The organism is Massilia aurea (assembly GCF_014200505.1).
GTDB classification, from domain to species: Bacteria; Pseudomonadota; Gammaproteobacteria; order Burkholderiales; family Burkholderiaceae_D; genus Telluria; species Telluria aurea_B.
Window position 1 is genome coordinate 433,463 of record NZ_JACHBX010000005.1, and the last position, 20,806, is coordinate 454,268.

Here is a 20,806-nt window from a genome sequence, read left to right on the forward strand (position 1 = left end):
TATCAACCGTCTTCGGTCATCCGGTACGGCAGGCGAATCGACACGCAGGCGCCGCCCGTCACGGGTGCTTCGATCACGAGTTCGGCCGACGTGCCGTACAACAGCGCCAGGCGTTCGCGGATATTCGCCAGGCCCACGCCGCTGCCGGCATGCAGGTTGAAGCCGACGCCGTCGTCCAGAACATCGACATGCAGCGTGGCGCCTTCGACCCGCGAGCGCACGACGATCGTGCCGCCGGCAACCTTGGGCTCGAGCCCATGCTTGATCGCGTTCTCGATCAGCGTCTGCAGCATCATCGGCGGGAACGGCGCACTGCCGAGAAAATCGGGTACCTCGAAGCGGACGTGGAGCCGTTCCTTCATGCGCGCCTGCATGATGGCGAGATAGGCGCGCGAGAGTTCGACCTGCTTGCCCAGCGTACCGCCGGTGCCGCCTTTGCCCATCGCCCCGCGCATCTGCGGCAACGACGCGCGCAGGTATTCGATCAGGTGGCCGTGCACGCGCGCCGCTTCCTTTGGATCGGTTTCGATCAGCTGGCCGATCAGCGCCAGCGTGTTGAACAGGAAGTGCGGCTCGACCTGGGCCTGGAGCGTGGCCATCTGCGCTTCGGTCAGGCGCCGTTCGAGATTGGCCACGTCGGCCTTGCTCGACGCATCGCGCGCCAGCAGTTCGGCGCGGCGCTTGCCGCCGGCAAGTACCTTGACGCCGAACGAGACCAGGATGAACCAGATCGCCGGTTCGACCAGGTTGACGAACAGACCCGCGACGAAGCCCAGGAACCAGACCAGGTACAGCTGGCGCCATTCGATCAGCGCGAGCCAGTCGAAGAAGCGCCACCACAGGGCGCCCGCTTCGCGCATGGCATCGCGCACGAAGTCGAGCGCGCGGTTGATCTGGACCGCTGCCATCGCTTATTCTCCGCTCGTGTGGCGCAGGCGGCGCTGTGGGCGGCCAAACACGGCCACGGCGACGAACTTCAGTACCAGCAGGCCAACGAACAGGGCCAGCACGATCGGCACGATGGTGACCAGCGCGGCGAGGGCGATGGCGAGCACCAGCAGCACCGGCCACGGCATGCGGGTCAGGTAGCGCGCGCCGGCTTTGGCCAGGCGCCAGGTGGTGCGGCCGGCCACTTCGGCGTTGCGCAGGATCGACTGGAAGCGGCTGGCGGGCGTATGAATGGTTTTCACGTGCAGTCCTTTCAAAGAGTGATGACCCTACTGTAGGGATGCAGCCGGCCCAGGCCAAGGGCGATCCGACGAACGGTGCGATTTCCGGGGCGAGCGGTCGTCAGCGTGGATGAGCGGGGCACGGTTTTGCGTGTCAATACGGCGACGCTGCACGATGGGTGTTACGGCGCAATGAGCTTGAGCGCTTCCTGGCGCATCACGTCGAGCATGCCCGCCTGCGGCGTGCGTGCGCAGCCGGCCAGCGTCGCGTCGAACAGCGTGTCGGCCGGCGGAAAGGTGCGGTGTTCGCCTTCACGTTGAAAGCTGTAGATCAGTTTGCCGACGCTCTCGTAGAACACGGGCAGTTCGCGCAGGCTGCGCTCCGGGAACGTTGCGCTGTGGTAGGCCACATCGACGTTCAGGTCGGCGCAGGTCTTGGTGGCGATGGTCGACGGGTGATCCTTGCGGAAGCCGTACGTGACCATCCCACTGGGGGCGCCGTCCGCGCCGGCGATGTCGAGCCGCTTGGCCATGCCGAGTGCCAGCGCATCGAGATCGGCCGAGCGCGACGAAGCGCGCACCGTCGCTGCCGCCTTGCGGCCCCGTGTGCCGGGCGTGAGTTCAATCGCGACCATGCCCTGAACGCCCTGCCGCACGAGTGCCTGCGGATAGCTGGCGTCGCTGGCATAGATCGTGATTTCGCGCCAGGCCGGCACCGTGGCCTGCGCTGCGACCGATTGCGGGGCCAGCCCAAGAACTCCAAGCGCCAGGGTCGAACACGCTGCGATGGTTTTCATGGGAGGCCTTTGGATCGTTGTCAGGACGCCTTGCGGTCGTTCCAGTAATCGCGCAGCAGGCCGTAGAACACGGTATCGGCGTATTCACCGTGCACGCGCCAGCGCTGCGGCATGAAGCCTTCCTTGCGAAAACCGAGTTTTTCCAGCACGTGGGCGGACGCGTCGTTGCGCGGGTCGATGTCGGCCTCGACCCGGTTGATACCGACCTCGTTGAAGCCGTGATCGAGCACGGCTTCGATCGCTTCGCTGGCGTAGCCGTTGCCCCAGTGGCCGCTGGCGATGGCGTAGCCCAGTTCGCAGCGGTTGTACTGGTTATAGAAGTGGTGCAGGGCGACGGTGCCGATCACTTCGCGGCTGCCCGCCAGCTCGATGGCAAAGCGCAGCTCGGTCTCGTCGCGGTAGGCTTCGAGGGCGCGCGCGATGGCGGTGTCGGCCATCGAGATGTCGGTCCACGGCTCGGCGCTCCAGTAGCGCACGACGGTGGGGTCGGAAAAAATGGCATACAGAGCCCGTGCATCGGTGGCGGCCAGCGGGCGCAGCATCAGGCGTTGGGTGGTCAATACAGGGGTGCTATAAGTCGACATGGGTTTGCATTGTCATAGTTGTAAGCGTTAGCATACCATCGACTCGGGGCGTACAGACAAGCGCCGCACTGTTGACCATTGCCATCGAGGCAGGAGAATCGTCATGCACCAGGCCAGGCCCAGCACCATGTCATCCTTCTGGATGCCATTCACGAACAACCGCGACTTTAAACGCGACCCGCGCCTGCTGGTCTCGGCCGAAGGCATGTACTACCGCGACGTCGACGGTAACCAGGTGCTCGACGGCGCGGCCGGCCTGTGGTGCGTGCCGTGCGGGCACGGCCAGCCAAAGATCGCGGCGGCGATCGCGCAGATGGCCGGCCAGCTCGACTTCGCACCCACGTTCCAGATGGGGCATCCGGCTGCGTTCGAACTGGCCGAACGGCTGATCGATTTCAGCGGGGGCCGTTTCTCCCATGTGTTTTATACCAACTCCGGTTCGGAAGCGGTCGACACCGCACTCAAGATCGCGCTGGCCTACCACCGGCTGCGCGGCGAAGGCGGGCGCACGCGTTTGATCGGCCGCGAGCGCGGTTATCACGGCGTGGGCTTCGGCGGGCTGTCGGTCGGCGGCATCGGCGCCAACCGCAAGGCGTTCGGCCCGCTGCTGCCGGGTGTCGACCATCTGCGCCACACGCACGACCCCGAGCGCAACGCCTTCGCGCGCGGCGAACCCGAACACGGCGCCGAGCTGGCCGACGACCTTGAACGCATGCTGCTGCTGCACGATCCGTCGACGATCGCCGCCGTGATCGTCGAACCGGTGGCCGGTTCGACCGGCGTCTTGATTCCGCCCAAGGGCTATCTGGCGCGGCTGCGCGCGATCTGCGACCGGCACGGCATCCTGCTCATCTTCGATGAAGTCATCACGGGCTTTGGCCGCCTGACCACGCCGTTTGCGGGCGACTGGTTCGGCGTCGAACCCGACATGATGACGACCGCGAAAGGCATCACCAATGGCGCCGTACCGATGGGCGCCGTGTTTTCCAAGGGCTTCATCCACGACGCGTTCATGGACGCGCCGCCCGGCATCGAGCTGTTTCACGGCTATACCTATTCGGGCCACCCGCTGGCGTGCGCCGCGGCGCTGGCCACGCTCGACGTGTTTGCCGAGCAGGGCGTACTGGCCAATGCGGCGGCCATCCAGCCGTATTTCGAAGAAGCGCTGCAGTCGCTGCGCGGCCTGCCGCACGTGATCGACCTGCGCTCACTCGGCATCATCGCCGGCATCGAGCTGGCCCCGATCCCGGGTCAGCCGGGCGCGCGCGGCTATGCGGCGCTCAAGGCGGCGTTCGCCGACGGGCTGTTGATCCGCACGACGGGCGACATCATCGCGCTGTCGCCGCCGCTGGTCATGGAGCGGCAGCATGTGGATGAATTGTTCGGCAAGCTGGCGGATGTGTTGAAACGGCTGGCTTGATCCGGCGTCAAGCTTGCGGCAAATCCAGCAAGAAGTCAGAGAAGACCCGTCCCGCAATATCGGCATCATCGGCCGTCATCGTCTCGAGCGGATTGTGGCTGATTCCGCCGTTGCCGCAGCGGACGAACAGCATTGCCACGTCGGTCAATTCTGCCATGCGCATGGCGTCGTGGCCGGCGCCGGATGGCAGGTCGACATGGGGCAGGCCAGCCCGTTCCACCGCTGCGCCCAGCTGCGCCATCAGGCGCGGCGCGCACGGTACGGCATCGATCTCCAGCAGCTTGACCAGCCGCTCGCCGATGCCGCGCGCGGCGCAGATGGTACTGATGCCGGCCAGGATATCGGCCACCGCAGCCAGGCGCACCGCATCGTCGGCGGCGCGGATGTCGAGTGACAGGCGACACGCGCCGGGAATCACGTTGACCGAGCCGCCCGGCACCTCGAGCTGGCCAACCGTGCCGACCAGCGCCGCGCCCTGGCGGCAGCGCGCTTCCACCAGCAGCACGATCTCGGCGGCGGCAGCGGCCGCATCGCGCCGCATGCCCATTGGCGTGGTGCCCGCGTGGCTGGCCACGCCGCGCAGTTCGACGATATAGCGTGAGCTGCCGGCAATCGCGCTCACCACGCCCAGCGGCAGGCCGCGTTCGAGCAGCACCGGGCCTTGCTCGATGTGGACTTCTACAAAGCCGAGCAGCAGCGCCGGATCGCGCGCGATGCCGGCGATATCAGAATGGTCGTGGCCAGCCTGCGCCAGCGCGTCCCCGAGCGTGACGCCGTCGCTGTCGACCGCGCTTAATAAACCCATGTCGAAGCTGCCCGTAATGGCGCTGCTGCCCAGGAACGTGCTGCGAAAACGCACGCCTTCTTCTTCGGCAAACGCGATCACCTCCAGGTCGTACGGCAGGCGCTGGTCGCGCGCGTGCAGGTCGGCGACGACGGCGATTGGCAGCAGGATGCCCAGGCGCCCGTCGTACTTGCCGCCATCGCGCACGGTGTCGTAGTGCGAGCCGGTCGCCAGCGTGTTTGCGCCCGGCTGCGCAGCGGCGTAGCGGCCGACGACATTGCCTACCGCGTCGATGTGGACCGTCATGCCGGCCTCGCGCATCCAGCCGGCGATGCACGCGGCGGTGCGCTGGTGGGCCGGCGTCATGTAGGCGCAGGTCAGGTTCGTTTCAACGTCGCTGATGGTGCCGAGCGTTTCGCACCAGTCCATCACGCGCGCGCCAAGCGACGGCGTCACACCCAGCAGCGCGTTCAGGCGGATCTCGGCGATGCGGTGCACCTGGCGCAGCGCTTCGCGCAGCTCGTCGCCGCGCGCATTGCCGATGCGCCGCTCGAAGGTGGCGATGATGGCCTGGCGCGACAGGCCCTGGCCGGTCGGCCCCTTGACCGCGAGGATGAACGGAAAGCCGAAGCGGCCGTTGTAGTCGGCATTGAGCGCATGCAGCTGCGCGTACTCGTGCGGCGTGCAGCGGTCCAGCCCCGAGCTGGCTTGCTCGCTCGTGGATTCGGCGGTCAGGGCGCCGGCGATCGCCGCCTTGCCCGCCAGTTCAGGGTGAGCGCGCAGCAGCGCCAGTTGCTCGTCGATGCTGGCCGCGTCTACCACCGACTGCAAGGCGCGCTTGAGCGCGGCCAGGCTGGCGAACGGGCGGGCCTGCGCCGCGCGCGCGGCGATCCATGGCGAATGTTCGTAGATGCCGCGCAGGGCCTCGACAAAGCCGGCGGCTTCGCATGCGTTCAGCGTCGCGATCGTGGTCATGTGCGCTCCATGGTGGTCAAGCGATCGATGATACGGGCTGGCGGTGGCTGCGCCCATATCGCCCGGCGGATGGCTGCCAGCAGCCGGCGCATATAGACTAGCCCTGCACCAGGGCGCGCGCCGCGCTGCTGACCTGGTCGCGCAGCCATTTGTGCTCGGTTGACTGGTGCACGCGCTGGTGCCACAACTGATAGAAGCGCATCGGCGGAAACTTCACCGGCACCGTGAAGCTTTTCAAAGGCAGCGTCTTCTCGTAGGCGCGGATGAACTGGCGGCCGGTGGTCAGGACCAGGTCACTCTGCGTGAGCATGTAAGGGATCACGCCGAAGTAGGGCGACTCCACCGCCACGCGGCGCTGCAGGCCCAGGCGCTCGAGATGCGCGTCGATCACGCCGTGGTACCCGGGCAGCATCTGGGTCGGGGCGACGTGGGGCAGGTCGAGATAATCCTCGAGCGTCATTGCGTCCGGCGCCGTGCGCCGCGCGTATGGGCTGTCGGCGCGCATCGTGCAGATGATCGGGTCTTCGAACAGCTTCGAGATGTGCAGGTGCGCCGGCGGCTCGTCCCAGTTGGCGATCACCAGGTCCATGTCGCCGTCGGACAGCATGCGCAGATAATCCTGGCCCGGCCCCAGCGCATGGATCACGACCTTGCTGCCGGGCGAGCCGCGGCGCAGCAGCGCCACGACGTTGGGCAGGAAGCGTGCATCGAGGTAGTCCGGCGCGGCGATGTGGAAGGTGCGCGTGGCGTCTTCGGGCTGAAACGGTGCCTTGCGCACGAACAGGCTCTCGGCTTCGTCCAGAATGCGCTTGGCGGGCTTGAGCAGACCTTCTCCGTGCTGCGTGGGCACCATGCCGCGCGCGCCGCGCACGAGAATCGGGTCGCCCGTCAGCTCGCGCAACTTGCGCAGCGAGGCCGAAATCGAGGGCTGCGGTTGATTGAGTTTGAGCGCCACGCGCGAGACGTTTTTCTCCACCAGCAGCAGGTAAAGGATGCGGATCAGGTGCAGGTCGAGGTTGCGGGGAAGGCTGGACATGGCCGTGCAATCTTGGTTGTATATCGAGTCGGATATGTCGAATATACGCCGATTTTGTTGTTGCAGAAATGGAAATCAGCGTATCGTCAAGCCGTCGGTCGCTCTGGTTGCACTGGCGCGCTTGCGTATGTTCCCTTGAATCTGCGACCCTGAAGGACGCCCATGTTCGACCCCGGATACCTGGCCCCCTACGTTCTCGAATGGCTCAATCTATTGGTGCGCTGGCTGCACATCATCACCGGCATCGCCTGGATCGGCGCATCGTTCTACTTCGTCTGGCTCGACAACACGATTAAGCCGCCGGCGCCCGGTTCGGACCTCGAGCGCAAGGGCGTCGCCGGCGAGCTGTGGGCGGTGCACGGCGGCGGCTTCTACAACCCGCAAAAATACCTGGTGGCGCCTGCCGAACTGCCAAAGGAGCTGCACTGGTTCAAGTGGGAAGCCTATTCCACGTGGCTGTCGGGCTTTGCGCTCCTGAGCATCGTCTATTACATGAACGCGAAAGCGATGATGATCGACCGCAGCGTGGCCGATCTGTCGAGCGGGCAGGCGATCGGGATCGGCATCGGCAGCCTGGTCGTGGGCTGGATCGTCTACGACCTGCTGTGCCGCTCACCGCTGGTGCAGCGCCAGCTGGCCTTTGGCGCGACGGTCTTCCTGTTTTTGGTTGGCAGCAGCTGGGTGCTCACGCACCTGCTCAGCGGCCGCGCGGCGTACCTGCACGTGGGCGCGATGATCGGCACGATGATGGTCGCGAACGTGGCGATGCTGATCATTCCCGGCCAGCGCAAGATGGTGGATGCCATGCTGGCAGGGCAGAAGCCCGACCCGGTCCACGGCATCAAGGCCAAGCAACGCAGCGTCCACAATAATTACTTCACGCTGCCGGTGCTGTTCATCATGATCAGCAACCACTACGCGATGACCTACAACCACCCGCATGCGTGGGCGGTGCTGGGCGTGATCATGCTGGCCGGCGTGCTGATCCGCCACTTCTTCAACCTGCGCCACAAGGGCCGTATCGAATGGCGGTACCCTGTGGCGGGCGCCGCGCTGCTGCTGGGGCTTGGCGTGCTGCTGGCGCCGGCCCGGCCGGTGCACGTCGATCCGGTCGTTACCACTGCGACCACCGACGCCGCACGCTTTGCCGAGGTCCGCACGATCATGGGGGCGCGCTGCGTTTCGTGCCATGCAGCGCAACCGACGCAGCCCGGCTTTGCGGCCGCGCCGCTGGGCGTCATGCTCGAAACGCCCGAGCAGATCGGCCAGAACGCTGCGCGCATTTACCAGCAGACCGTGCAAACCAGGGCCATGCCGCTGGCGAATCTGACGCACATGACCGATGCTGAACGCGCCGTGGTCAAGGCCTGGTTCGAGGCCGGCGCCAACACAGGAAACACACGATGAACGCATTGCAGACACGCCTGACCGACTGGATCGACGCGCACTTCGATGACGAAGTGGGCTTCCTGCAGGCCGTCGTGCGGATCCCCACCGATACGCCGCCGGGCAACAACGCACCGCATGCCGAGGCCGTGGCCGACATGCTGGAGGGCGCCGGCTGGCCGGTTGAGCGGCACGCGGTGCCGTCGCAGCAGGTCGTCGACTACGGCCTGGAAAGCATCACGAACCTGATCGTGCGCCGGCCGTATGGCGGGGACGGGCCGACGCTCGCGCTCAATGCGCATGGCGATGTCGTACCGCCGGGCGAAGGCTGGACCCATCCGCCTTATGGCGCCGTGATCGAAGATGGCTACCTGTACGGGCGCGCGGCGGCAGTATCTAAAAGCGACTTTGCCACCTATGTCTTCGCGGTGCGCGCACTCGAAGCACTGGGCGCGCCGCTGCGTGGCGGCGTCGAGCTGCACTTTACTTATGACGAAGAATTCGGCGGGCTGCTGGGGCCGGGCTGGTTGCTGGAGCAGGGCCTGACGCAGCCCGATTACGTGATTGCCGCCGGTTTTGGCTACAGCATCATCACGGCGCACAACGCCTGCCTGCAGCTGGTAGTGACGGTGCACGGCAAGGCCGGCCACGGCGCGATGCCCGACACAGCGGTCGATGCGCTGCAGGCAGCCACGCGCGTGCTGAACGCCATCTACGGCGACCTGCCACGGCTCAAGACCATCAAGTCGGGCGTGCCCGGCATCGATTCGCCGACGATGCTCGTCGGGCGCATCGACGGCGGCACCAATACCAACGTAGTACCTGGCAAGGTGGTGCTGAAGCTCGACCGGCGCATGATTCCCGAAGAAGACCCGGTCGCGGTCGAAGCGCAGGTACGTGCGCTGATCACGGACGCGGTGGCCGGTATGCCCGGCATCCGGCTCGAGGTCAAGCGCCTGCTGCTGTCGCAGGCATTGCGCCCGCTACCCGGCGCGCAGCCGCTGGTCGAGAGCCTGCGCCGCAACGCACACACTGTGCTGGGCGAAGCGATTCCCGCTGTCGGCACGCCGCTGTATGCCGATGCGCGCCTGTACGGCGAGCGCGGTATTCCGGCCGTCCTGTATGGGGCCGGGCCGCGCACGGTCACGGAGGCCAATGCGAAAAAGGCGGACGAGCGGCTGGCGCTGGACGACTTGCGCCGCGCCACCAAGGTGGTGGCGCTGACGCTGCTGGACATGCTGGGCGTCGAGGCGCAGCAGGCCGTCAGTCGTTAGCATCAGCACGTCGTTCCCGCGAGGCGGGAACCCAAGTCAGTAAGCATACCGCGTTGATCGAACTTTGATGCGACGCGGGCAACCTCGGGTTCCCGCCTGCGCGGGAACGACGGTTTTACGTGTCGCTGATCGCATGATGCCATCGTCCCTCAGACCTGGCACATCAGGGCCGTCCGGTTGCCCCGGCCTGGTCCAGCGATTCCGCCATCCGCACGAGCTTGACGAACTCGGCGCGATAGCCGTCAGTGTCGGCGCCCCGTGCGTCGTTCGCCAGCGTGGCGATGTCGGCGTAGCTGTAGTCGCTCACCTGCGGCTCGCCGCGCAGGCGCTGGCCGAACGCGGCCACCGCCACCGCGAAGCGCTGGTCGGCCGGCGCGGCGGCCAGCGTGGCGTGCGCCGTTGCCGGGCGCACCGGCTGCTCGGCCAGGCGGCTCTTGCTCTCGCCCGGCAGCTTGTAGCGCACCCGCACGAATGCCAGCTCGTCATTTTTACCCGCCGGGACGGCTGTCTTGCCGGTGCCATAGCGCAGTGGGTCGACCAGTTTGCCTGCGCCCGCTGCCGGCGTGATCTCGTAGATCGCGGTCACCGTGTGGCCGGCGCCCATGTCGCCCGCATCGACCTTGTCGTCCTTGAAGTCCTGGCGCGCCAGCATGCGCGTTTCGTACCCGATCAGGCGGTAGGCCGCCACGCGCGCCGGGTTGAACTCGACCTGCATCTTGACGTCGTTCGCGATCGGGAACATGGTCGAGCCAAGTTCAGCCTGCAGCGCCTTGCGCGCTTCCAGCAGCGAGTCGATGTAGGCGGCATTGCCATTGCCCGACTGCGTAAGGCGCTGGATCAGCGCGTCGTTCAGGTTGCCGTTGCCGACGCCGAAAATCGACAGGTAGACGCCGCTCTTGCGCTTGCCGGCGATGAAGGTTTCGAGCTGGCGCGGGTCCTTCACGCCAATATTGAAGTCGCCGTCGGTGGCCAGGATGATGCGGTTGACGGCTTTCGCATCGAAGTGGCGTTGGGCCATGGCGTAGGCGCGCTCCAGGCCATCGCGGCCGGCCGTACCGCCGGCTGCCTGCAACGCATCGATGGCGTCGATGATCTTCTGCTTGTCGCTGCCCGTGGTCGGTTCGAGTGCCACCGCCGTGCCATTGGCATAGGTGACGATCGCCACCCGGTCCTGTTCGCGCAGGCCCTGTGCGAACAGGCGAAAGCCCTGCTTGAGCAGCGGCAGGCGGTCCTGCGCGGCCATCGAGCCGGACACGTCGACCAGCAGCACGACGTTCATCGGCGGCCGTTCGGCGCGCTGCAGGTCGTAGCCGCGCACGGCCACGTGCAGCAGCTGGTTGTCCGCATTCCAGGGGCTGGGCATGGTGGCCGTGGTCAGCGCGAATGGCTGGCTGGCCTTGCCAGGTGCGGCATAGGCATAGGGGAAGTAGTTCACCATTTCCTCGACCCGCACGGCGGCCGGTGGCGGCATGCGGCCCGCGTTCAACTGGCGCCGCACGTAGGCATACGAGGCGGTATCGACATCGCTGCTGAACGTCGATACGGGTTGTTCTTCGACCAGTACCGCGCGGTTGGCCTGGACATCGGGGAAATGCTCGGCGTCGGGTGCGTAGCTCGGGGATCGGGAAAGCGCCGCGAAAGGCGACATGGCGGCGCGGCGCTGGAAGGTCGTCGGCGGCACGCCGGTGTAGCCTGAATACGAAGAGATCGCGCTGCCGGTCATCTCGACCCGCGTACCGGGTGCCGGCGCCGGCGGCGCCGGTGGCGCTGCGGCGGTATCCGCTTGCAGTTGCTGCGGGGCGCTGCAGGCTGCCAGCAGCAGGGTCGTTGCAAGGAGGGACAGGGCGGGCAGGGCGGCGGCGCGCGAGCGTGGCATGGCAGGACCTCATGACGTGATGGTTGTCATAAGGTGCACCAGCCGCGCGCCGCCGGCAATCGCGCTTACATCCTGTAATGCCTATGCATGCAGGGTATGCGCAGCGGTTGCCGGCGCGTGGATTACTTCTGCTTGAGCGAGCGCTCGAACAGCTGATAGATCCGGCGGTACTGGTCGTACCAGGCTTCGGGCTGCACGTAGCCGTGGCGTTCGAGCGGGTAGCTCGCCATCTCCCAGTGGTCCTTCTTCATCTCGATCAGGCGCTGCGCCATGCGCACCGAGTCCTGATACAGCACGTTATCGTCGATCATGCCGTGCGAGATGAGCAGGTGGCCCTTGAGGTTCTGCGCGTACTCGATCGGTGACGATTTTTTATACGCTTCCGGGTCGATGTCCGGCGTGTTGAGGATGTTGGCCGTGTACTCGTGGTTGTAGCTGGTCCAGTCGGTCACGGGGCGCAGCGCGGCGCCGGCCTTGAACACGTCCGGTGCGCGCATCAGCGCCATGAAGGTCATGAAGCCGCCGTAGCTGCCGCCATACACGCCGATATTGTTGGCGTCGCCCTGCTGCTGGCCGACCAGGTACTTCACGCCGTCGAGGTAGTCGTCCAGTTCCGGGTGGCCCATCTGGCGATAGATCGCGGTGCGCCATTTTGCGCCATAGCCTTTCGAGGCGCGGTAATCCATGTCCAGCACGATGTACCCCTGCTGGACCAGCAGGTTATGGAACATCTGCTCGCGGAAGTACACCGGATAACGCTTGCTGACGTTCTGCAGGTAGCCGGCGCCGTGCACGAACATCACGACCGGGTAGGTCTTGCCGGCTTCCAGCTGCGCAGGGCGATACAGCTTGGCGTGCACCGGATCGCCACCGGCGCTCGATGGCACGGCCACGTATTGCGGCTCGATCCACTCGCGTGCCTTGAAGTCCGGCGTGCGGGTGTCGGTCAGTTTGGTGGCGGCGCCGCCCGAGACGGGCACGGTCGCGATCTGGACCGGCGTGTAGCTCGACGACCAGTGCACCAGCAGCTTGTTCTGGTCCGGCGACAGGTTGAAGCGTTCGACGCCGTCGAGCTTCGTCACTTCGCGCACCGCGCCGCCTTTGGCGCTCACGGCGCAGACTTCGTAGTCGCCCGGCGCTTCGTGGTTGCACAGCATGTAGGCGGTGCTGCCATCTGCGCTCCAGCGCACGTCGCTGGCTTCCCATTTGCCCGAGGTCAGCGCGCGTGGCGCGGCCGATCCGGCGGCCATGGTGTCCTGCGTGTACAGGTGCGAGTAGCCCGATTCTTCCGACAGGTACCACAGCGTACGGTTGTCCGGCAGCCAGCCGAATTCGGCGTTGTCGTAATTGACCCAGGCGCCGTCGGTGACGCGGTTCAGGGGTTTGAGCTTGGCGTCACGCAGGTCGACGCTGGCGATCCAGCGGTCCTTGTTGTCGACCGAACGCAGCATCACGGCGACGTTGGCGCCGTTGCTGCTCCAGTCGATCGCGTTGCGGCCACCCGAGACGACCACCGGCCGGTTGCCCTTGAGCGGGTCCTTCTTGGCAGCGGCGCGCAGCGCGGCCAGCGGATCGACGGTGATGCCGGGCAGGGTGTCGAAGCCGATGTCCTTGATGGTATTGGTGCGCAGGTCGACCAGTTTCAGCGAATGCGCTGGCGGCATATTGCGGCCCACGCGCGTGCGCACGTCTTCCGTTTCTTCGTAACCCGACTCGTTCACGTAGCGCGGCATCTTGCCCACGCGGCCCTTGTCGGCGCCCTTGGCGGCGGTGACGACCAGCAGCCAGCGGCCGTCCGGCGACAGCGAACTGGCCTCCAGCGTGACCTTGTCGCCCAGGTAGACGGGCGTTGGCGCCATCGAGGTATCGACCCGGCGCAGTTCGTCGTTGCGGGCGCGCAGCGCGTCGCGGTCATCCTTCTGGCGCTTGAGGTGCTCGATCAGGCGCAGCTCGGTCGCGCGGTAGGCGTCGTCTTCCGGTGCATTCGGGTCCTTCGCCGCGCGCGGCAGTGCGGCCGGGCCGGTGACCCGGGTGACGCGGTCCCACACATACCAGTCGGTCCCGATGCGGTACTGCACCGAGCGTTCGTCGGCCGCGTACTGTGCGTTGCCAATACGGCTCGCGCCGCGCGTGACCTGCACCAGCTGGCCCGATTTCAGGTCGCGCTCGAACAGGTCGTTGTTGCGGATGACCAGCATGCGCGTGTTGTTGCGGTTGTAGACCACGTCGGCGCTGTCGATCTTCGTCAGCTCGGTGTCGCTCACCATCTGCGCCTTGCCGGTGTTCGCGCCGGCCTGGAACGTGTCGCGCACGGGCGAGCCGGTGCGCTTCTGCTTGTAGTACACCTGCTTGCTGTCCCAGCTGAACCAGGCGTCTTCCACCGGCGTGCCGATCCAGTCGGGATGGCTCATGGCCTGGTCGAGGGTGATGGGTGTCGGTGCTGCTGCTGCCGGCAGTGCGATCGATGCCAGCGAGGCCGCGAACGAGGCCGCAAAGAGGGTGAGTGCAGGTGTGCGCATGGGTATGTGGTAAGTGAAAAAAGGGCTTTCTGGCCAGAAATGCGAATGCATTCTAGCGCAGCCACTTGCCACGGCGCGCGGATTGGAGAAGGTTTTTTTACTATAAATACAAACGCCGGCAGTATGTCAATACGGCCGGCGCTCGGTAAAACAGGCGGATTATTCTGCCTTCAACGGGCATGTGCCTTGAAGCTTACATTGCCTTGAACGGGCCTTTTGGCGGACGTGGCAGGTACATCGAGACGCGGGCGGCAACGGTCAGCACGGCCAGGGCGATGGTCAGGTATTCGAGTGGATGCATGATTAACCCCGCACCGATGGAGCGTAACCGCCGTGGGCGATGTACAGGTCTTGCGAGAAACTACGGATAGCGGCGATGGCCGCTGCGAAGAAATTGGTTTGCTGGATAGCTGCAGTCATGTTGCGCTCCTGGTTAAATACTGTCATGTTGCGTTGCAGTATAAGAGTCATCGAGTCATAAGAAAACTTTTCATTCGTGATTCCCGCGATTCATGAAACGAATAATTGTTTAGTTGCTCACTGGAAAGATATGCGGTTGACGCATATCTCGACAGTGGTTACACGCATAAGAAGGGCAAGGATTCAATGCAATGGGGCAACACGGTACGATTCTTGCATGCAAAAACAGCATGAAACCGCGAGACACAACAACCCCACATTTGCGCATTGTTGTCGTGCTGTCCGCAACGGCACCCGGCGCCGACCCCGATGCGGCGCAGGCAGCGCAGACCCGGCGCAGTACTGCGCTGCGCATTGGCCTGCTCGAATCGGGCTACGATCTGGTCGCATCGCTCCCGGCCGACGTGTTCCTGCCCGAGCGCATCGCGCAATTGCAGCCCGACCTGATCATCCTCGACAGCGAGTCCGACGCGCGTGACGTGCTCGAACACATCGTGATCGCCACCCGCGACGCGCGCCGGCCCATCGTGCTGTTCACCGAAGACGACGCCCCGGCCAGCATGGACGCCGCACTGGAAGCGGGCGTGTCGGCGTACATCGTCGCCGGTCTGCAGGCCGAGCGCGTCAAACCGGTGCTCGACGTCGCACTGGCACGCTTCCGGCGTGAGCAACGGCTGCTGGATGAACTGAGCGACACGCGCCAGAAGCTCGCTGAGCGCAAGGTGCTCGACCGCGCCAAAGGCATGTTGATGACGCGCTACCAGCTGACCGAAGACCAGGCCTACCAGCGCCTGCGCAGCCTGGCCATGAACAAGAACATGAAGCTGGTCGACGTCGCGCAGCGCCTGATCGACGTGGAAGACCTGCTGGGCTGAGCGCCCCGCAGCTAACAAGAACATCAGGATATCTATGACATTGGCAGGCAAGGGCGCATGGATCGCCGGTACCGACCGTCCCGAGATCGAAACCATCCGCATCGGCTTCATGCCGCTGGCCGATTGCGCGCCTTTGGTGATGGCGTCGGTGCTGGGCTTCGATGAACTGTACGGCGTGCGCTTTGCACTGAGCCGCGAACAATCCTGGACCGGCATGCGCGAGCACCTGGTGGGCGGGCAGCTCGATGCGGCGCAGGCGCTGTACGGCATGGTGTATGGCATTCAGAACGGCATCGGCACCGGCCAGTGCGACATGGCCGTCTTGATGAACCTGAACCAGAATGGCCAGAACATCACGCTCTCGCGCACCTGGGCCGACGCGGCAGCAGAACCGGGCGGGCTGGCGCGCCTGGTGCAGGCCGGGCAGCGCCTGACGCTGGCGCACACGTTCCCGACCGGGAACCACGCGATGTTCCTGTATTACTGGCTGGCCGCGCAGGGCGTCGATCCGATGAAGGACTGCCGGGTGGTGACGGTGCCACCGGGGCAGATGGCGGCCAGCCTGGCGGCCGGTCATATGGATGGCTTCTGTGCGGGCGAGCCGTGGGGCCAGCGCGCGCTGCGCGACGGCGCCGGTGTGCAGGCCGCGTCGAGCGAGCAGGTATGGCCGAACCATCCCGGCAAGGCGCTGGGCACGCGCGCCGCTTTTGCCGCCACCCACCCGAATGCCTGCCGCGCGATGATCGCCGCGCTGCTGCAAGCCGCGCGCTGGCTCGACGCCTCGCGCGCCAACCGCGAAGCGGCGGCCGAGGTGCTGGCCAGTCCTGCATACGTCAATGCCAGCCGCGAGACGCTGCAGTACTGCCTGGCCGGCGCGGACGAAGGCGCGGCCTGGCGTGGCCACAACGGCCTGCGCTTTTACGGGGACGGCGAAGCGAACTTCCCGTGGCTGTCCGACGGCATGTGGTTCATGACGCAGCACCGCCGCTGGGGCTTGCTCCGCACCGATCCCGATTACCTGGCGCTGGCGCAGCAGGTCAACCGCATCGACCTGTATCGCGAAGCGGCCGAGCGCACCGGCACGCCGCTGCCTGCCGCCACGCTGCGCACGTCCACGCTGATGGATGGCCGGGTCTGGGATGGCAGCGATCCGCACGCTTTCACTCAAGACCTCGCACCGGCGTGACGCCAATCGCGGTGCATGCGAGTGCATCATTTTGGGGAATGGTGCACCGCAATGCAGCGTCGAGCGGGCGCCGGTTGCCGGCCTCGCCCTGAACCGCGCGTGGCACGCTTCTTGCTGATACAGAGCACAGGATCAATGACGATCTCCTTCATATAACGCCAGCCCAACGACGGGCCGGCACCAGGACAACGGCGTCCGCAGCTTCTGCCCCAGGCAGCAGCGCGGACGCCTTTTTGTTTTCCAAGGACGAAAATCATGACCGGCAAAGCAGACAACATCAACCTCTTCTCGTTCCAGGGCGCGCCGATGCGGGCCTTCCACCTGACCTGGGTGGCCTTCTTCATTTGCTTCTTCGCGTGGTTCGCCTGCGCGCCACTGATGCCCGTCATCAAGGGCGAGTTCGGCCTCTCGATGGAGCAGATCGCCAACATCAATATCGCGGCGGTGGCGATCACGATTTTTGTCCGCCTGCTGGTCGGCCCCCTGTGCGACCGCTACGGCCCGCGCAAGACCTACACGGGTCTGCTGCTGATCGGCGCGATTCCCGTGCTGGGCGTGGCCATGGCACAGAGCTACGAAACCTTCCTGCTGGCGCGCCTCGGTATCGGCGCGGTCGGCGCCAGCTTCGTCATCACCCAGTACCACACGTCGGTGATGTTTTCGCCCAAGGTGGTCGGTACGGCCAACGCCGCCGCTGCCGGCTGGGGCAATGCCGGTGGCGGCGCGGCGCAGGCGTTGATGCCGCTGCTGCTTACTGCCGTCGTGATGCTGGGCGTGAGCCAGTCGATGAGCTGGCGCGTGGCGCTGGTGGTCCCGGGCGTCATGATGATCGTCATGGCCTTTGTCTACTGGCGCTATACGCAGGATTGCCCGGCCGGTAACTACGACGACCTGCGCAAGACCGGCAACCTGCCGGCCAGCGCCGGCAAGGGCGGCTGGGCCAGTTTCACCGAAGGCTGCCGCAACCACCGCGCCTGGCTGCTGTTCGTTACCTACGGTGCCTGCTTCGGCATCGAGATCTTCATCCACAACATCGCCGCCGTGTACTACGTCGATCACTTCGACCTGACCCTGGGCCAGGCCGGCATGGCCGCCGGCAGCTTCGGCCTGCTGGCGTTGTTTGCCCGCGCGCTGGGCGGCTGGCTGTCGGACCGCGCTGCCAGGGGCGGTGACGTCAATCGCCGCGTGACCATCCTGTTTGTCCTGATGATCGGCGAAGCACTGGGCCTGTTGTGGTTCGCGCAGGCCGACGGCGTCGTGTTCGCCGTGGTGGCCATGCTGGTGTTTGGCCTGTTCACGCACATGGCCTGCGGCGCGACCTATGCGCTGGTGCCGTTCGTGGCGCCCAAGGCGCTGGGCGGCGTGGCCGGCATCGTCGGCGCCGGGGGAAATGTCGGCGCCGTCGCCGCGGGCTTCCTGATGAAAGGCACGGGTGACATCCAGAGCACGCTCACGATCCTGAGCGGCCTGGTGGTGGTGGCCAGCCTGTGCGCGCTTGGCGCGCGCTTCGGCAGCACGTCCCGCATCCCGTCCAGCACCCCGTCCGCAACCGTTGCAGCATAAAGGAGAACGTCATGCATATCGTCGTCATCGGCCACGGAATGGTGGGCCACAAATTTCTCGAAACGCTAGCTGCCAGCAGCATGCTCGACCCGGCGACACCGCTGCGGGTCACGGTGCTGGGCGAAGAGCCGCGCCCGGCCTACGACCGCGTGCACCTGTCGGAATTCTTTGCCGGTAAAAGCGCGGACGACCTGTCGCTGGTCGCGCCGGGCTACTTCGAGCGCGCCGAGCTGGCCGAGCGCGTCGTGCTGCGCCTGAACGCAAAGGTAGTGGCCATCGACCGCGCCGCGCAATCGGTGCTGCTGGGCGACGGCAGCGCGGTCTCCTACGATCGCCTGGTATTGGCCACCGGCTCGTACCCGTTCGTGCCGCCCGTGCCCGGCGCCGAGCGCAAGGACTGCTTCGTGTACCGCACGATCGAAGACCTCGAGAAGATGAAGGAATGCGCCGCCCGCGGCGACGGCACGCGCCAGCGCATCGGCGTCGTCATCGGCGGCGGGCTGCTGGGCCTGGAGTGCGCCAAGGCGCTGCGCGACCTGGGCCTGCAGGCGCACGTCGTCGAATTCGCACCGCGCCTGATGGCGGTGCAGGTCGACGATGCCGGCGCGCGCGTGCTGCGCACCCGCATCGAAGAACTGGGTGTCGGCGTCCACACCGGCAAGAACACGCTGGCCATCGTCGATGGCGACGAGACCACCCACCGCATGCAGTTCGCCGACGGCACAAGTCTGGACACCGACATGATCGTGTTCTCGGCCGGCATCCGCCCGCGCGACGAACTGGCGCGCCAGGCGGGGCTCGAGCTGGGCGCGCGCGGCGGCATCGTCATCGACGGCCAGTGCCTGACGTCCGACCCGCACATCTACGCGATCGGCGAATGCGCGCTGTGGAGCGGCCAGCTGTTTGGCCTGGTGGCGCCGGGCTACGACATGGCGCGCACCGCCGCGCGCCATGTGCTGGGCGCCGAATGCGGCTTTGCCGGCGCCGACATGAGCACGAAGCTCAAGCTGATGGGCGTGGACGTGGCCAGCCTGGGCGACGCACATGGCACCACGCCAGGCAGCCGCAGTTACCAATTCCTCGATGAGCGGCGCCAGACCTACCGCAAGATCGTCGTCTCGAGCTGTGGCAAGTACCTGCTCGGCGGCGTGCTGGTGGGCGACGCCGCATCGTACGGCGCGCTGCTGCAGACAATGCTGAACAAGATCGAGCTGCCCGAAGCGCCGGAATACCTGATCCTGCCCGAGAGCGGCAACACCGTGCGGCCTGCGCTGGGCGTGGACAAGCTGCCGGCCACGGCGCAGGTCTGCTCGTGCAACGACATCTCGAAGGGCGCGCTGTGCGAGGCGGTGGCCGGCGGCGCGACGACGATCGGCGCGCTGAAAAGCTGCACCACGGCCGGCACGGCCTGCGGTGGCTGCGTGCCGCTGGTGACGCAGGTGCTGAACGCCGAACTCAAAAAGCTGGGCGTGGCCGTCAACAACCACTTGTGCGAGCACTTTGCTTACTCTCGCCAGGAGCTGTACCACCTGGTGCGCGTGGAAGGCATCAAGGAATTCGGCGAACTGCTGGCGCGCCATGGCCGTGGCCTGGGTTGCGACGTCTGCAAGCCGACCGCCGCGAACATCCTGGCCTCGGTGTGGAACGATTTCGTGCTCAAACCGAAGCACGCCAGCCTGCAGGATTCGAACGACTACTTCCTTGGCAACATCCAGAAGGACGGCACCTACTCGGTCATACCGCGCATGGCGGGCGGCGAAGTGACGGCCGATGGCCTGATCGCCGTGGGCATGGTGGCCAAGAAGTATGGCCTGTACACCAAGATCACGGGCGGCCAGCGGGTCGACCTGTTCGGCGCGCGCGTGGACCAGTTGCCGTCGATCTGGGAAGAGCTGATCGACGCCGGCTTCGAGTCGGGCCATGCCTACGGCAAGTCGCTGCGCACCGTCAAATCGTGCGTCGGCTCGACCTGGTGCCGCTATGGCGTGGGCGACAGCGTGGGCTTTGCCATCGAACTGGAAAACCGCTACAAGGGTTTGCGCGCACCGCACAAGATCAAGTTCGGCGTGTCGGGCTGCACCCGCGAATGCGCCGAGGCGCAGGGCAAGGACGTGGGCCTGATCGCCACCGACAAGGGCTGGAACCTGTACGTATGCGGCAACGGCGGCATGAAGCCGCGCCACGCGGAACTGATCGCATCAAACCTGACCGAAGCTGAAGTGGTGCGCCTGACCGACCGCTTCCTGATGTTCTACGTGCGTACGGCCGAACGCCTGCAGCGCACGTCGACCTGGCGCGAAAACCTCGAAGGGGGCCTTGAGTACCTGCGCCAAGTGGTGGTCGAGGACAGCCTGGGCATCGGCGGCGAACTCGAGGCGCAGATGCAGCACGTGGTCGACACCTACGCCTGCGAATGGAAGGAAGCGATCACCAATCCGGCCGTGCGCAGTCGCTTCCGCCACTTCGTCAACAGCGAGGAAACCGACAGCAACGTGGTGTTCGTGCCCGAGCGCGGGCAGGTGCGCCCGGCCACGTTCGATGAGCGCCGCCGCACGATTCCCATCGCCGTGGCTTGAGGAGAATGACCATGCATCGTGATACCCAACTTGCCAACTGGACGGCGGTCTGCCGGCTCGACGAGATCGTTCCCGACACCGGCGTGTGCGCGCTGCTCAACGGCCGCCAGGTGGCCGTGTTCCGCATCGGCGACATTGAGCCGCGCGTGTTCGCCATCGATAACTACGACCCGAACTCGCAGGCCGCCGTGCTCTCGCGCGGACTGGTGGGCAGCATCGGCGAGCGCATCGTCGTGGCCTCGCCCATCTACAAGCAGCACTTCGACCTGGCCAGCGGCGAGTGCCTGGAAGCGCCGGCGCAGTCGGTGGCGAGCTATCCGGCCCGGATCGATGGCGCCGTCGTCTGGGTCGCCGCATGAGCACTAC

The 20,806-nt window shown here is 66.0% G+C and carries 16 protein-coding genes; 8 read left to right on the forward strand and 8 right to left on the reverse strand.

Going from position 1 to position 20,806, the window contains the following annotated elements; genetic code table 11:
• Nucleotides 1-2: 2 nt before the first annotated feature.
• The 4 genes from HD842_RS21895 to HD842_RS21910 all read right to left on the reverse strand — a co-directional run bounded on the left by HD842_RS21895 (nucleotide 3) and on the right by HD842_RS21910 (nucleotide 2,526).
• Nucleotides 3-908, reverse strand: a complete 906-nt coding sequence (locus tag HD842_RS21895) for a sensor histidine kinase (RefSeq protein ID WP_183557460.1) — start codon at nucleotides 906-908, stop codon at nucleotides 3-5.
• Nucleotides 909-911: 3 nt separating this feature from the next.
• Nucleotides 912-1,190 (reverse strand): hypothetical protein, encoded by a 279-nt coding sequence (locus tag HD842_RS21900; protein WP_183557463.1) that lies wholly within the window; start codon nucleotides 1,188-1,190, stop codon nucleotides 912-914.
• A 161-nt stretch (nucleotides 1,191-1,351) separates the two neighbouring features.
• Nucleotides 1,352-1,966, reverse strand: a complete 615-nt coding sequence (locus HD842_RS21905; RefSeq protein ID WP_183557466.1) for an energy transducer TonB — start codon at nucleotides 1,964-1,966, stop codon at nucleotides 1,352-1,354.
• 20 nt (nucleotides 1,967-1,986) lie between these two features.
• Nucleotides 1,987-2,526 (reverse strand): GNAT family N-acetyltransferase, encoded by a 540-nt coding sequence (locus HD842_RS21910; RefSeq protein WP_229424878.1) that lies wholly within the window; start codon nucleotides 2,524-2,526, stop codon nucleotides 1,987-1,989.
• A gap of 151 nt (nucleotides 2,527-2,677) precedes the next feature.
• Here HD842_RS21910 and HD842_RS21915 point away from each other — a divergent pair, with 151 nt between their 5' ends.
• On the forward strand, nucleotides 2,678-3,970 hold the full coding sequence (locus HD842_RS21915; RefSeq protein WP_370660870.1) for an aspartate aminotransferase family protein: 1,293 nt from the start codon (nucleotides 2,678-2,680) through the stop codon (nucleotides 3,968-3,970).
• A gap of 7 nt (nucleotides 3,971-3,977) precedes the next feature.
• Here HD842_RS21915 and HD842_RS21920 read toward each other — a convergent pair whose 3' ends face one another.
• Nucleotides 3,978-5,729, reverse strand: coding sequence for an allantoate amidohydrolase (locus tag HD842_RS21920; protein ID WP_183557475.1), 1,752 nt, complete (start codon nucleotides 5,727-5,729; stop codon nucleotides 3,978-3,980).
• A gap of 97 nt (nucleotides 5,730-5,826) precedes the next feature.
• Entirely contained in the window at nucleotides 5,827-6,765 is a 939-nt protein-coding gene (locus tag HD842_RS21925; protein WP_183557478.1) for a LysR substrate-binding domain-containing protein, read from the reverse strand.
• A 162-nt stretch (nucleotides 6,766-6,927) separates the two neighbouring features.
• Here HD842_RS21925 and HD842_RS21930 point away from each other — a divergent pair, with 162 nt between their 5' ends.
• Both HD842_RS21930 and HD842_RS21935 read left to right on the forward strand, forming a co-directional pair.
• Entirely contained in the window at nucleotides 6,928-8,172 is a 1,245-nt protein-coding gene (locus HD842_RS21930; RefSeq protein ID WP_183557481.1) for a urate hydroxylase PuuD, read from the forward strand.
• Nucleotides 8,169-9,425 (forward strand): M20/M25/M40 family metallo-hydrolase, encoded by a 1,257-nt coding sequence (locus tag HD842_RS21935; RefSeq protein WP_183557484.1) that lies wholly within the window; start codon nucleotides 8,169-8,171, stop codon nucleotides 9,423-9,425. Before HD842_RS21930 ends, HD842_RS21935 begins: the two co-directional genes overlap by 4 nt.
• 163 nt (nucleotides 9,426-9,588) lie before the next feature.
• Here the strand turns inward: HD842_RS21935 and HD842_RS21940 are convergent, their stop codons facing one another.
• Both HD842_RS21940 and HD842_RS21945 read right to left on the reverse strand, forming a co-directional pair.
• A complete protein-coding gene (locus HD842_RS21940; protein WP_183557487.1) occupies nucleotides 9,589-11,301 on the reverse strand; it encodes a vWA domain-containing protein in 1,713 nt (570 codons plus the stop codon).
• Nucleotides 11,302-11,423: 122 nt separating this feature from the next.
• Nucleotides 11,424-13,820 carry a S9 family peptidase gene (locus HD842_RS21945; RefSeq protein ID WP_183557490.1) on the reverse strand — a complete coding sequence of 799 codons (2,397 nt, stop codon included), beginning with the start codon at nucleotides 13,818-13,820 and terminating at the stop codon, nucleotides 11,424-11,426.
• Between the two features lie 650 nt (nucleotides 13,821-14,470).
• On the opposite strand from HD842_RS21945, the gene HD842_RS21950 reads away from it, so the two are divergent.
• The 5 genes from HD842_RS21950 (at nucleotide 14,471) to nirD (ending at nucleotide 20,799) form a co-directional block, all read left to right on the forward strand.
• The gene (locus HD842_RS21950; protein WP_183557494.1) at nucleotides 14,471-15,115 is read left to right on the forward strand and encodes an ANTAR domain-containing response regulator; all 645 of its coding nucleotides are present in this window, start codon (nucleotides 14,471-14,473) and stop codon (nucleotides 15,113-15,115) included.
• 34 nt (nucleotides 15,116-15,149) lie between these two features.
• The gene (locus tag HD842_RS21955) at nucleotides 15,150-16,301 is read left to right on the forward strand and encodes a CmpA/NrtA family ABC transporter substrate-binding protein (protein WP_183557497.1); all 1,152 of its coding nucleotides are present in this window, start codon (nucleotides 15,150-15,152) and stop codon (nucleotides 16,299-16,301) included.
• Between the two features lie 255 nt (nucleotides 16,302-16,556).
• Nucleotides 16,557-17,864: an MFS transporter gene (locus HD842_RS21960; protein WP_183557500.1), complete on the forward strand. Its 1,308-nt coding sequence runs from the start codon at nucleotides 16,557-16,559 to the stop codon at nucleotides 17,862-17,864.
• 11 nt (nucleotides 17,865-17,875) lie between these two features.
• Complete coding sequence (gene nirB, locus HD842_RS21965) at nucleotides 17,876-20,440, forward strand: nitrite reductase large subunit NirB (RefSeq protein WP_183557503.1); 2,565 nt, start codon at nucleotides 17,876-17,878, stop codon at nucleotides 20,438-20,440.
• Between the two features lie 11 nt (nucleotides 20,441-20,451).
• A complete protein-coding gene (gene nirD / locus HD842_RS21970) occupies nucleotides 20,452-20,799 on the forward strand; it encodes a nitrite reductase small subunit NirD (RefSeq protein WP_183557506.1) in 348 nt (115 codons plus the stop codon).
• Nucleotides 20,800-20,806 lie beyond the last annotated feature (7 nt).